This window comes from Winogradskyella sp. (genome assembly GCF_016744625.1).
In the GTDB taxonomy this organism is placed as follows: Bacteria; Bacteroidota; Bacteroidia; order Flavobacteriales; family Flavobacteriaceae; genus Winogradskyella.
Map to the genome: position 1 here is coordinate 1 of NZ_JADGDZ010000064.1, position 12,921 is coordinate 12,921.

A 12,921-nucleotide genomic window follows, 5' to 3' on the forward strand; every position below is an offset into this window, starting at 1 on the left:
GTTTTTTCAGAAAACAGGGTTTGGTGTAAAAACAAAACAAATCAAGGATCCAAAAAATACAAAGAAATGGAAAAGAGATCTAGGAACTTTGTTCATAACAGGTACAAAACCTGAAAAGTAATATAACGGCATAATAAGTACCCGAGCATATATTCTTCAAAATAAAACATAGATATATTAACGACTAATTCTAATGTATCTTTATTTTACTTAAAACTTTCAATCCCGCTTTTAACTAATCGTTTATTTAAGGAACGAGAAAAAAGACCATTAATTAGCCATTTAAATTCTGAAGAGGAGTTGTTAGAGTTTGTTGGTAAGCATCTTTTTGAGCGTGTTCAATATTATAGTAAGGCAGAATATACTATTACTACAGACAATAAATCTAAGCAAGATGTATTAGAAGATATTTTAACACGGCTAATCTAAATACGCTTCGTAAGGTTGTTTAGATAAATTTACGTGTACATGTTCAAAAAGCGATGTGGAAAGTGAGATTCCTTTAAAATCTGCCTTTACGGGATATTTTTTATGATTACGGTTTACTAGAACGGCAGTTTTAAATTGTTTTAACGGTACATCTAAAAAATGTTTAATGCCATAAATTAAAGTACTGCCAGAGTTTAAAACATCATCGATAAGGACAATAGATTTATTTGCGTAGTCTTCCTTGTTTATTGATGTCTTTATTGGTTTTGTAGGTTCAGCTTTATTTATGGTCACTTTACATAAAGTACATTCTATATCAGAAATTTTATCAAGATTATTTTTTATCTTTTTAGCAAGTACATAGCCATTACTTTCTATGCCAGCAATAACAAGTTCGGTCTCATTAGCATTGCTCTCATAGATTTGATATGCAATACGTTTGATTTTGTGCTCAATTTCTTTATGACTTAATATGGTGTTCTTTGTTAATGCCATAGGTTATTTTTAGATAATTAAAATTTATAATTAGCAACTGTTTAGTAGCTTGGTTATTTTGGTTGGCAATAATCAAAGTTTGCCAAATGCCCATTATAGGCTTTCAAAGATAAAAAACAGTTCTTTACCTTGTCTTTCTTTTATAGAATTAATTGAGTTTTCTAAAGTCTTAATTTTAAAAAATTCTTTAAAAAGAGATGTGTACTCAGATAGGCTTCCTCCATAAGGAGGACCAGACTCTGTTAATTTAAAATCAAATAATAAACCAACGAGTCTTCCATTTGGTTTTAAAAGTTGACACATTTTTTTAACATAATCCTTTCTATGGATGGGACTGAGAGCACAGAAGAAGGTTTGTTCTAGGATGAGATCAAAACTATCATTTAATTCAAAAAAATCAGAATGCAGTAATTGTACTTCAGGAAAGTTTTCAACACGATGTTTTAAATTATCTAGTGGTTGTTTAGCAAAATCAAGTACATAAACATTTTTAAAACCATTCTCCCATAAATACTCAGCTTCATAACTATTACCAGCACCAGGAATTAAGATTTTTAGTGTTTTATCTTCGAGTTGATCGATATAGGCTTTAATCGGAGTTGATGGATATCCAATATTCCATCCGATTTGCTCAATTGTATAACGATTTTCCCAATAGGCTATGTCTAAATTATTCTTCTTCATAGAAGTCATCTATATCTCGTCGATCTTTTTTTGTTGGACGTCCTGTTCCTTTTTTTCTATAATAGTCTTTACTATACTTTAAAAGCGCTTTGGCCTCAAAAGCTTCTTTTGGTGTTGTATCTACTCTATAAATATCAACGAGTTTTGCGCCAACTCGATTAGGTGGTATGTCATTAACTGTTAATTGATAAACAATCTGATCTTTACGTAGTTCAATTTTATCTGTTGGATAAACTTCTCTCGAGGGTTTTACAACAGATTCGTTAACTTTTATTTGTCCTTTTTTACAAGCCTGTGTGGCTATACTACGTGTTTTATAATAACGTACACACCATAAATATTTATCAATTCGCATATTTTTTTAACTAAAAACAACGTTAATGTTATTGTACAAAAATATTATATTATTGTATCTTGCGCCTTATTATTAAGCAATAATGAACCGAATATTAGATTTGTGGTAACTCTAGTATTAGAATCAAACAATGTATGAAAATTAAAAGTTTAAAATTTAGCCTTTATTTACTAACTATAGTGGCGGTATTTGTGTCATGTAATAATGATGATGATAATACAGTTACTTTTCAAGAAAGAGATAGAACTGAACAACAGGATGCGGATAAAACTGACTGGTTAGAATATTTTACTGGACACTATTACAATTCAGGTTTTTTTGAAACAGGTTCTGACCATAAGTATAGTGATATTATAATTACAGAACGAGAAACAGATGGTAATGGTAATTTTTTAGATGTTCCAGTTGGACATACGTTGCTCTTGGATGCAATTGAAACAAAATTTACAACCTATTTGGATGTAGATTATGAATATTATATTTTAAGGATTAATCAAGGTAATGGTGAGGCACCAAAATTTACAGATGCAGTGCGTGCAAGATATGAAGGTATTTCAATAGATGGAGAAGATCCTTTTGACACAGCTATTACACCAATAGACCTTTTGTTAACTGGGAATGGTTTCACAACATTTGGTGTAATTAGAGGATGGCAATTGATTCTACCTACGTTCAATTCTGCTTCAGGTTTTAGTATTGATGGAGGAGGTATTGTTAATTTTAATAATTATGGGTTAGGAATAATGTTTGTTCCTTCTGGACTAGGCTATTTTTCTGCTGGTACTACAGGTAGCACATATGATAATCTTATTTTTAAGTTTGAATTATTACAAGTACAAGAAATAGACCACGATGGTGATGGATTGCCATCTTATGTGGAAGATCTAGATGGTAATATTGAAGTTGAGAATGATAATACCGACGATGATGATTTTGCGAATTTTATTGATGCAGACGATGATGATGATGGAGTATCAACGTTAAATGAGCTGGTTCCAACAGAATACATCATAAACACTAACATTGGTGAAGAAGAACCTGTTTTAGGAGCAAATGAGTATGAAAGAAGTAGGAGCGATAATTCTGGTATAATTACCATTAATACAGTAACTATAGCTGATGATAATGATGATGGAACTCCCGATTATTTAGATGAGAATATTACAATCAATTACAACGAAGACAATTAAGAGTTGTTTTTTAGTAGCATAACGATAAAATTAAAAAGCCGCTGATTAAGCGGTTTTTTAATTTTTATAATAAATATTTAAAGTGCAATTGATAGACTTAAAATCAATTGATCTGGTCTGGTGTCAATTCTACTAACAACACCAGTACCTATATTATTATCTATAAATATAGCTTCATTATCATTGAATCCTCTTTCGTATCTAAGGTCAATTCCCACTTTATTAAAGTTGAGTCCAATCCCAAAATTTAATCCTATTGAGAAATCATCCTCAACATTGTTAATATTTATACCATCAAATTCAGTATCAAGTATATATTGAAGAGATGGTCCTCCGAAAACACTTATAGGCCCTAAAACTTTTAAACCAACTAAAAGTGGAGCATCAATCTTTTTAACTGAAAAGCCATCACTGTCGTAGTCACTTTTTGTAGTTGTATAAACCAATTCTGGTCTAAAATAAAGTTTATTTCCTATTTTACCGAAAACACCAATATGGTAACCTAAGTTACGATCAGGGTTTTTAGCATTTTCACCAATAGATTCAAAATAATCTCCATTAGCACTGTAGTTTAATCCGCCTTTAAACCCAAAGGCACTTCCTTTTTGAGCATTCATTGAGAAACCAACAAATACCAATAGGGCAACTCTAATAACTGATTTTTTCAAAACTTTCATAATGTTCGTTTTTAAGATTAAGTATGTCTAATATCAAAAACGCTGCCAAAATGAAGTTATTTTCTTTTCAGTACAGTTTTAACAGCTTTTTGGATGGCATCACTATTTAAGCCATACTTATCCATAAGTTGTGCAGGAGTACCAGATTCACCAAAGGTATCGTTAGTAGCAACAAATTCTTGAGGAGTTGGTCTGTGTTGTGCTAAAACTCTAGCTACACTTTCACCAAGACCACCTAAATGATTGTGCTCTTCAGCTGTTACAATGCATCCTGTTTTTTCAATCGAAGCTAAAATAGCTTCTTCATCAAGAGGTTTAATGGTGTGAATGTTAATTACTTCAGCAGAAATACCAGCTTCATGTAATGCTTTAGAAGCTTCTAAAGCTTCCCAAACTAAATGACCAGTTGCAACAATAGTTACATCAGAACCTTCAGTAAACTTAATTGCTTTACCAATTTCAAACTTTTGGTCGGCAGGAGTAAAAATTGGAACAGATGGACGGCCAAATCTTAAATAAACAGGACCGTCATAATCTGCAATAGCAATAGTAGCTGCTTTTGTTTGGTTGTAATCGCAAGGATTAATAACGACCATTCCTGGAAGCATTTTCATTAAACCTATGTCTTCTAATATTTGATGCGTTGCACCATCTTCACCTAAGGTTAGACCTGCGTGAGAAGCACATATTTTTACATTTTTTCCAGAATAAGCAATAGATTGACGAATCTGATCATAAACTCTACCTGTAGAGAAATTAGCAAACGTACCTGTAAAAGGAATTTTTCCTCCTATAGTTAATCCAGCAGCTATTCCCATCATATTAGCTTCTGCAATTCCGATTTGAAAAAAGCGTTCAGGATTTTCATCTATGAACTCGTTCATTTTTAAAGACCCAATTAAGTCAGCACATAAAGCAACGACATTTGGGTTGGTGCGTCCTAATTCAGCTAAACCAGCTCCAAAACCGCTTCTTGTATCTTTTTTGTCTGTGTATGTATATGTTTTCATTCTGTTATTTTGAAACTGTAATTAATGTTTATTGTCTTTTTTGTTGTATTAACTTTTATGGCTTCTATAAGTGTCTGATTATTGTCACCTATTTTTAAGATTAATCCGTCAGGAATGTCTGAAGATAATATCTTTTCACCAGTTGCAATTGCAGCGATTTCAAATAATCTTTGAAAGATGATGTTATTGTTCATCTTATAATCTTTATCAATTGCTACTTCAATTTGGTCTATTTCTTTACCTTCTGGATAAATAGTAAAAATATTAACTTCCTTGTCTAATACTTTTGTTGTTACATCAGTAGATTCAGTTATTAAATTCATATCCTCTACGTTTGTAACATTGCCCTTCTTTGGTATAAATAAACCAATATTGATTTTGAAAAATATTTGATTTTCATCAATATTAATGTCCATTACAATCTCTTTTGTAGTGGTATTATAAATTATATTAGAGTTTGCTTTTTTGTATAAATCTGGATTTGGAATCATTGATTTAGCAAGACTCTCGGCAAGTGCTGTGGAATTCGTCCAAAGAAATTTACCATCCATATTATAACCTATAGAAATTGTGTCTTTTATGCCTTCCTTATTAGGTATTAAATAATCTACAGTATAGTCAATAATTATACTCTCATTTTGAGAGTAAATTACTGTACTAATAGAAAACACAAATAAAAGAATAAACTTTTTCATTCTAGTAATCTCCTAAAGTTTCAGCATTTTGAGCCAATCCAATGGCAAGTTGCTCATCATTTGGTGCTTTTCCATGCCATGCATGAGTGTGCATCATAAAATCAATACCGTTACCCATTACAGTTTTTAGTAAAACACAAATTGGTTTTCCTTTACCTGCTAAAGATTTAGCTTCAGCCATTCCTTTTAAAACAGCTTCTATATTATTTCCTTCTTCAATGTCTACAACTGTCCAACCAAAAGCTTCAAACTTTCCTTTTATACTACCCATTGGTAATACATCGTCAGTTGATCCATCGATTTGTTGTCCGTTTAAATCTATTGTAGAAATAAGATTATCTACTTTTTTAGCAGAAGCATACATAATAGCTTCCCAATTCTGTCCTTCTTGTAATTCGCCATCACCATGAAGACTATATACTAAATGGTTATCATTATTAAGTTTCTTAGCTTGAGCTGCGCCGATGGCAACAGACATACCTTGACCTAATGAACCTGATGCAATTCGGATACCAGGCAAACCTTCGTGTGTTGTAGGATGACCTTGCAAACGAGAATCAAGCAATCTAAATGTATTTAATTCATCCACAGAAAAATATCCTGATCTTGCTAATACACTATAATAAACAGGAGAGATATGACCGTTGGAGAGAAAGAATAAATCTTCACCTTTTCCGTCCATATCAAAATGGTCGTTTCGATCCATGATTTCTTTGTATAGTGAAACAAAAAATTCAGCACATCCTAGAGAACCTCCTGGATGACCAGAATTCACTTTGTGTACCATTCGTAAAATATCTCTACGAACTTGAGTTGTTAAATCTTCTAATTCTTTAATGTTTGGCATGTTGTGTTGCTTAAATTTTGATTGGACAAAAATAACTTTTTACAAAAGCCTTTCAAAGATTGAGAGAGGTCACTTATTAACGATTTTATAGATTTGCTAACAATTTTTATTTTTAATTAAGATTGAATGACATTGAGTTAATTATATTTGCCAGCAGACTTACAAAAAATGAAATTTCAGAGATTAGCAAACGATAAAGCTACTAAAGCTAGAGCAGGTTCAATTACTACAGATCATGGTATTATAGAAACTCCTATTTTTATGCCAGTTGGTACTGTTGCCTCAGTTAAAGGTGTGCATCAGAGGGAGTTGAAAAATGATATCAATCCAGATATTATACTTGGTAATACCTATCATTTATATTTAAGACCACAGACACCAATTCTTGAACAAGCTGGTGGATTGCATAAATTTATGAATTGGGATCGTAATATTTTAACCGATTCTGGTGGTTATCAGGTTTACTCATTATCTGCAAACAGAAAAATTAAGGAAGAAGGTGTGAAATTTAAATCTCACATTGATGGAAGTTATCATGTCTTTACTCCTGAGAATGTGATGGAAGTGCAAAGAAGTATAGGAGCAGATATCATCATGGCTTTTGACGAGTGTACTCCTTATCCTTGCGATTATAATTACGCAAAACGTTCTATGCATATGACACATCGTTGGTTAGAACGTTGTTTAACGCATTTAAAGAAGACACCTTTTAAGTATGATTACGAGCAAACGTTTTTTCCGATAGTTCAAGGTAGTACATATAAAGATTTAAGAAAACAATCTGCAGAGTATATTGCTAATGCTGGTGCAGAAGGAAATGCTATAGGAGGACTTTCTGTTGGCGAACCTGCTGAAGAAATGTATGCTATGACAGATGTTGTGTGTAGTATTTTACCAGAAGACAAACCACGTTACTTAATGGGTGTTGGGACACCAATCAATATATTAGAGAATATTGCGTTAGGTGTAGATATGTTCGATTGTGTAATGCCTACACGTAATGCAAGAAATGGAATGTTGTTTACGGCTCATGGCAGTATAAATATTAAGAACTTAAAGTGGGCAGATGATTTTTCTCCAATTGATGAAATGGGAATCACTTTTGTAGATACCGAATATAGTAAAGCATATTTAAGGCATTTGTTTACGGTTAATGAATTACTAGGAAAGCAAATAGCAACCATTCATAATCTAGGTTTCTATTTGTGGTTAACTAGAGAGGCAAGAAAGCATATTATTGCTGGAGATTTTGGTGCTTGGAAAAATAAAATGGTAAAACAAATGGATAAAAGATTGTAGATAGTGAAAATACTAGATTGGTACATATTAAAGCGGTATTTATTAACATTTCTAATGATGTTATTACTGTTTATTCCTATCGGAATAACAGTAGATTTAGCAGAGAAAGTAGGGAAAATGTTAGAAAACAAAGCTCCTTTTGGAGAAGTGACTGCTTATTATATTGATTTCACAGTCTATTTTGCAAACCTATTATTTCCTTTGTTCTTATTTCTATCAGTAATTTGGTTTACCTCTAAGTTGGCTAATAATACAGAAATCGTTGCCTTTTTAAGTTCTGGTGTGTCATTCACTAGATTTTTACGTCCGTATTTAATAGGTGCAACTATAATTGCATCTTTTGCTTTGTTTTTAGGAATGTATTTGGCACCTATCGCAAGTCAAGGGTTTAATGAATTTAAGTATAAATACTTAAAAAAGAATAAACAAATTCAGCAAACAAGGGATGTTTACCAACAGATAAATGACAATGACTACATCTATGTTAGTCGTTTTATTTCTAAAACTAATACAGGTTTAAACTTTACGTATGAGCATATTGAAGGTAATGAATTGAAATACAAAATATTCGCTGATAATATTAGATACATTGAAGAGGATTCTAGCTATAGACTTACAACCTATGTAAAGCGTTCGTTTGAAAATGGTATAGAAACTATTGAGAAGGAAAGGCGTACAGATATGAAGTTTCCTTTTGAACTCGAAGATTTAACACCTGTTGAATATGCGGCTGAAACTAAACCTTATGGTGAACTTTTAGACTTTATTGCCGCAGAGAAACGAAGAGGTTCTCCAAATATTGGTCGTTATGAAGTAGTGAAATTGAAAAAGTGGAGTTTACCAGTTTCAATTTACATTCTTACAATAATTGCTGTAGCAGTTTCTTCTGTAAAGCGAAGAGGAGGCATGGGAGTTAATCTTGCTTTTGGTATTGCTATAGCTATGATCTATGTTTTCTTTGATAAGGTTTTTGGTGTTATGGCTGAGCAATCTAATTTTGAGCCTATAATAGCAGTATGGTTTCCTAACCTAATATTTGGTATTTTAGCTGTATATCTGCTGCAAAATGCCAAACGCTAAACTAAAGGATTACTTACATTTACATCTTCTTGTTTTTATTGCTGGTTTTACGGCAATTCTTGGTGAACTTATTACTATAGGATCATTAGAGTTGGTTTGGTACAGAATGGCGATAGCTGGAGTTTTAATGTTCATTTACATTAAAATCATTAAGCTTAACATAAAAATTACTAAGAAAACCTTTTGGCAGTTTTCAGTTGCAGGTATAATCATAGCATTACATTGGATTACTTTTTTTGAAGCGATTAATCAGGCAAATGTGTCAATAGCCTTGGCTATGTTTTCTTCGGGTGCATTTTTTGCTTCTTTTATCGAACCTATTTTTTTTAAACGTCGCATACTAGCTTACGAAATTCTCTTCGGAATTGTTGTGATACTTGGAGTCTTTTTAATCACGAGTAGCGAAATGGGTTACATCAACGGAATTATATTAGGACTACTATCTGCTTTATTTTCAACCTTATTTGCAGTAATAAATGGCCGTTTTATTGAACGTTATAATTCTACGGTTATTTCATTTTACGAATTTATAAGTGGTGTCGTTTTTCTAACTATATTTATTCTTGCCACAGGAAATACGTTTAATGCTGAGTTCTTCACTTTATCAAATTCAGATTGGATTTATATATTTATTCTAGCATCAGTTTGTACAGCTTATGCTTTTATTGGAGCAGTTGAAGTGATGCGCTATATAAGTCCATTTACAGTGATTTTGAGTTATAATTTAGAACCAATTTATGGCATTGCTTTGGCATTAGTCTTATTCCCTGAAACGGAGAAAATGTCACCACAATTTTATATAGGTGCTATTCTTGTTTTAACAACCGTTTTATTTGATGCAATATTCAAAAACTATAAAAAACGAAAAAATAAAACAAGTGAAATTACCGATTAAGTTTTTATATTTTCTTCGATAAATACTATTTTTGTTTTGGTCTCAGAGAACCTACTTTTTTAATAATAGTTCTAAAAATTAAATAAGAATACGTAGGTTTGTAATAACTAACTAAACAAAAAACTAACTTCAAATTGTATGGAATATTTAGAGTTTGAATTACCCATAAAAGAACTAGAAGATCAACTAGATAAATGTCAGATTATAGGTAAGGAAAGTGATGTTGATGTCACTGAAACTTGTAAACAGATAGAAAAGAAATTAGCTGAAACTAAAAAGGATATTTATAAAAATCTTACGGCTTGGCAGCGTGTTCAATTGTCTCGTCATCCTAACAGACCTTATACATTAGATCATATAAAAGCCCTTTGTGGTAATTCTTTTTTAGAATTACACGGAGACAGAAATGTGAAAGATGATAAGGCTATGATTGGTGGTTTAGGTAAAATAGGTGATCAATCATATATGTTTATTGGTCAGCAAAAAGGTTTCAATACCAAAACTAGACAGTATCGTAATTTCGGAATGTCTAATCCAGAAGGTTATCGTAAAGCATTACGCTTAATGAAGTCTGCAGAAAAGTTTGGAATTCCTGTGGTAACTTTAATAGATACTCCTGGAGCATATCCTGGTTTAGAAGCTGAAGAGCGTGGGCAAGGAGAAGCGATTGCAAGAAATATTTTAGAGATGTCACGCCTAAAAGTGCCTATCATTACCGTTATTATTGGTGAAGGAGCTTCAGGTGGAGCCTTAGGAATTGGTGTAGGCGATCGCGTAATGATGTTAGAAAACACTTGGTATTCAGTGATATCACCAGAATCTTGTTCTTCAATTTTATGGAGAAGCTGGGAGTACAAAGAACAAGCAGCTGAAGCTTTAAAATTGACAGCTAAAGATATGAAGCGAATGAAGCTTGTAGATCAGATAATTAAAGAACCACTAGGTGGTGCACATACCGATAGAGAAAAGGCATTTTTAGCTGTTAAAGATGCGATTGTTAAATCTTATGAGGACCTTAAAAACTTATCACCAAAAGATTTAGTGAATCAACGTATGGATAAATATGATGCTATGGGAGTCTATAAAGACTAAATGCACTAAACATAGGCAACTAAAAAAACCGAAGTTTAGTCTTCGGTTTTTTTTAGCGCTATTAACAATATATTAAAGTTATTAACAGTTAGATTGTTAACGACCTGTTGAGATTGTAAAATGGTCTACATGCAGTTCGTCGATAGTATTTAGCTACTTTTGTTACTTATGAAACAACCAAATCCAATACAAGGCTACAAAATAGATAAAAGCACAATCATTAGCTTAGAGAAAGGAAAAATCCCACCACAAGCAATTGATTTAGAGGAAGTTGTGCTTGGTGCAATGATGATTGATAAAAAGGGTGTAGACGAGGTTATTGATATTTTGAGTGCAGATGCTTTTTACAAAGATGCTCATAAACATATTTTTGAATCAATTTTCAAATTATTTGAAAACAGTGAACCTGTTGACTTATTAACCGTTTCTAGTCAACTTAAGAAAGATGAAAAGTTAGATTTAATTGGCGGAGATTTTTATCTCATTTCTTTGACACAACGTGTGTCTTCTTCGGCACACATTGAGTTTCATGCTCGTATTATTCTTCAAAAGTATATTCAACGTAGTTTAATAAAAATTTCAAACGAGATTATTGAAGAGGCTTATGATGAAACCAAAGATGTTTTTGATCTTTTAGATCATGCTGAAGCCAAGTTGTACGAAGTTACCCAAGGGAACGTTAAAAAGTCAACTGAGTCGGCTCAGAGTTTGGTAATTCAAGCAAAGAAAAAAATTGAAGAAATTTCGAATAAAGAGGGAATGAGCGGAATTCCTTCTGGTTTTGATAAACTAGATAAATTAACGTCTGGTTGGCAACCATCAGATTTAGTTATTGTAGCTGCACGTCCTGGTATGGGTAAAACAGCATTTACACTAACGATGGCTCGTAATGTTGCGGTAAATAGTAATATACCTGTTGCTTTTTTCTCTTTAGAGATGTCATCAGTACAACTTATTACGCGTTTAATTTCTAGTGAAACAGGTTTATCTTCAGAAAAATTAAGAACAGGAAAATTAGAAAAACACGAATGGGAACAGCTAAATGTTAAAGTTAAAACTTTAGAAAAAGCACCATTGTTTATAGATGATACACCTTCGCTTTCAATTTTCGATTTAAGAGCAAAAGCACGTCGTTTAGCCTCGCAATATGGTATAAAGATGATAATGATTGACTATTTGCAATTAATGACAGCAGGTGGAAGCCAAAAAGGAGGTAATCGTGAACAAGAAATATCAACGATTTCTCGTAACCTTAAAGCCTTAGCTAAAGAATTAGCGATACCAGTTATAGCATTATCACAATTATCGCGTGCTGTAGAAACACGAGGAGGAAGTAAACGTCCTTTATTATCTGATTTACGTGAGTCTGGTGCGATTGAGCAAGATGCGGATATTGTATCTTTTATCTATAGACCAGAATATTATAAGATTGATGAGTGGGACGATGAAGAGCGTTCTCCAACAGAAGGTCAAGGTGAATTTATAGTTGCTAAACATAGAAATGGTGGCTTGGAAAATATAAGATTGAAGTTTATCGGTCACTTAGGTAAGTTTGATAATTTGGATGATTTCGATACTCCTTTTGGTGAGTTTCATTCTAAAATGAATGCAGCAGCCAATGATGATACTTTTAAACCAGATAGTTTTCCTTCGCCTTCAGATGCATTTGATGGACCAGAGGATGATGGTGTTCCTTTTTAAGTTTTAAAAATAAAAAAGTACCTTTATAATTAATCACAAAATCAATATTTATGATTAATTGGAATGCTACCTATGAAAAAATCTTAACTTTAATAGATAAAGCTAAGATACCTACTGCCTATGTGTTGTTCATTTATATTACCTCAGTTCAATATATTCCATCAGAATGGATTTCAGAGGAGTTCAAGGAAAAATCTTTGCTTCCATTTGCTATTCCGTTAGGACTTATAATTTTGAAGATTTTTTTTGATATATACAAAAAAATAAATGAGCCAGTTGAGAATTTACCATTTTATAAGGATTGGAAAACTCTAACAAAATCAAATGATTTGCTAAACGCTTTTGAAAAAAAGTTAGATGATGATAAAATTATTAATATAAAGGCAATAGGAGTTTCTTTAAGAAATTATTGGGCAACTATTAAAATATTAATTGATGAATATGTAGCTGAAGACAAAAATTATGAATTTCG

The 12,921-nt window shown here is 32.2% G+C and carries 15 protein-coding genes; 8 read left to right on the plus strand and 7 right to left on the minus strand.

Going from position 1 to position 12,921, the window contains the following annotated elements:
* Window positions 1-174: 174 nt before the first annotated feature.
* Window positions 175-429: a shikimate kinase gene (locus QZZ53_RS12425; RefSeq protein WP_296385178.1), complete on the plus strand. Its 255-nt coding sequence runs from the start codon at window positions 175-177 to the stop codon at window positions 427-429.
* On the opposite strand, the gene QZZ53_RS12430 is transcribed toward QZZ53_RS12425, so the two are convergent.
* The 3 genes from QZZ53_RS12430 to QZZ53_RS12440 form a co-directional block, all read right to left on the minus strand.
* Entirely contained in the window at window positions 421-924 is a 504-nt protein-coding gene (locus tag QZZ53_RS12430) for a phosphoribosyltransferase family protein (RefSeq protein ID WP_296385135.1), read from the minus strand. The two genes, QZZ53_RS12425 and QZZ53_RS12430, sit on opposite strands and share 9 nt — an antisense overlap.
* A 93-nt stretch (window positions 925-1,017) precedes the next feature.
* Entirely contained in the window at window positions 1,018-1,608 is a 591-nt protein-coding gene (locus QZZ53_RS12435) for a methyltransferase domain-containing protein (protein WP_296385137.1), read from the minus strand.
* Window positions 1,595-1,963, minus strand: coding sequence for a S4 domain-containing protein (locus tag QZZ53_RS12440; protein WP_296385139.1), 369 nt, complete (start codon window positions 1,961-1,963; stop codon window positions 1,595-1,597). Before QZZ53_RS12440 ends, QZZ53_RS12435 begins: the two co-directional genes overlap by 14 nt.
* A 134-nt stretch (window positions 1,964-2,097) precedes the next feature.
* Here QZZ53_RS12440 and QZZ53_RS12445 point away from each other — a divergent pair, with 134 nt between their 5' ends.
* On the plus strand, window positions 2,098-3,153 hold the full coding sequence (locus QZZ53_RS12445; protein WP_296385141.1) for a hypothetical protein: 1,056 nt from the start codon (window positions 2,098-2,100) through the stop codon (window positions 3,151-3,153).
* A gap of 77 nt (window positions 3,154-3,230) precedes the next feature.
* On the opposite strand, the gene QZZ53_RS12450 is transcribed toward QZZ53_RS12445, so the two are convergent.
* The 4 genes from QZZ53_RS12450 to QZZ53_RS12465 are packed head-to-tail and all read right to left on the minus strand — an operon-like array spanning window position 3,231 to window position 6,382.
* On the minus strand, window positions 3,231-3,830 hold the full coding sequence (locus QZZ53_RS12450) for an outer membrane beta-barrel protein (protein WP_296385143.1): 600 nt from the start codon (window positions 3,828-3,830) through the stop codon (window positions 3,231-3,233).
* A gap of 56 nt (window positions 3,831-3,886) precedes the next feature.
* On the minus strand, window positions 3,887-4,840 hold the full coding sequence (locus QZZ53_RS12455; protein WP_296385145.1) for a transketolase family protein: 954 nt from the start codon (window positions 4,838-4,840) through the stop codon (window positions 3,887-3,889).
* Window positions 4,837-5,535 carry a hypothetical protein gene (locus QZZ53_RS12460; protein ID WP_296385146.1) on the minus strand — a complete coding sequence of 233 codons (699 nt, stop codon included), beginning with the start codon at window positions 5,533-5,535 and terminating at the stop codon, window positions 4,837-4,839. The genes QZZ53_RS12455 and QZZ53_RS12460 overlap by 4 nt, the downstream gene beginning before the upstream one ends.
* 1 nt (window position 5,536) lies before the next feature.
* Entirely contained in the window at window positions 5,537-6,382 is an 846-nt protein-coding gene (locus QZZ53_RS12465) for a transketolase (protein ID WP_296385148.1), read from the minus strand.
* Window positions 6,383-6,550: 168 nt separating this feature from the next.
* On the opposite strand from QZZ53_RS12465, the gene tgt reads away from it, so the two are divergent.
* The 6 genes from tgt to QZZ53_RS12495 form a co-directional block, all read left to right on the plus strand.
* Window positions 6,551-7,681 carry a tRNA guanosine(34) transglycosylase Tgt gene (tgt, locus tag QZZ53_RS12470; protein ID WP_296385150.1) on the plus strand — a complete coding sequence of 377 codons (1,131 nt, stop codon included), beginning with the start codon at window positions 6,551-6,553 and terminating at the stop codon, window positions 7,679-7,681.
* Between the two features lie 3 nt (window positions 7,682-7,684).
* Window positions 7,685-8,761 carry an LptF/LptG family permease gene (locus QZZ53_RS12475; protein ID WP_296385152.1) on the plus strand — a complete coding sequence of 359 codons (1,077 nt, stop codon included), beginning with the start codon at window positions 7,685-7,687 and terminating at the stop codon, window positions 8,759-8,761.
* Complete coding sequence (locus QZZ53_RS12480; RefSeq protein ID WP_296385154.1) at window positions 8,748-9,656, plus strand: DMT family transporter; 909 nt, start codon at window positions 8,748-8,750, stop codon at window positions 9,654-9,656. Before QZZ53_RS12475 ends, QZZ53_RS12480 begins: the two co-directional genes overlap by 14 nt.
* A gap of 138 nt (window positions 9,657-9,794) precedes the next feature.
* Window positions 9,795-10,748, plus strand: coding sequence for an acetyl-CoA carboxylase carboxyltransferase subunit alpha (locus tag QZZ53_RS12485; protein ID WP_296385156.1), 954 nt, complete (start codon window positions 9,795-9,797; stop codon window positions 10,746-10,748).
* A gap of 168 nt (window positions 10,749-10,916) precedes the next feature.
* On the plus strand, window positions 10,917-12,449 hold the full coding sequence (gene dnaB, locus QZZ53_RS12490) for a replicative DNA helicase (protein ID WP_296385158.1): 1,533 nt from the start codon (window positions 10,917-10,919) through the stop codon (window positions 12,447-12,449).
* Between the two features lie 50 nt (window positions 12,450-12,499).
* On the plus strand, window positions 12,500-12,921 hold a 422-nt coding region (locus QZZ53_RS12495; protein WP_296385159.1), incomplete at its 3' end, for a hypothetical protein.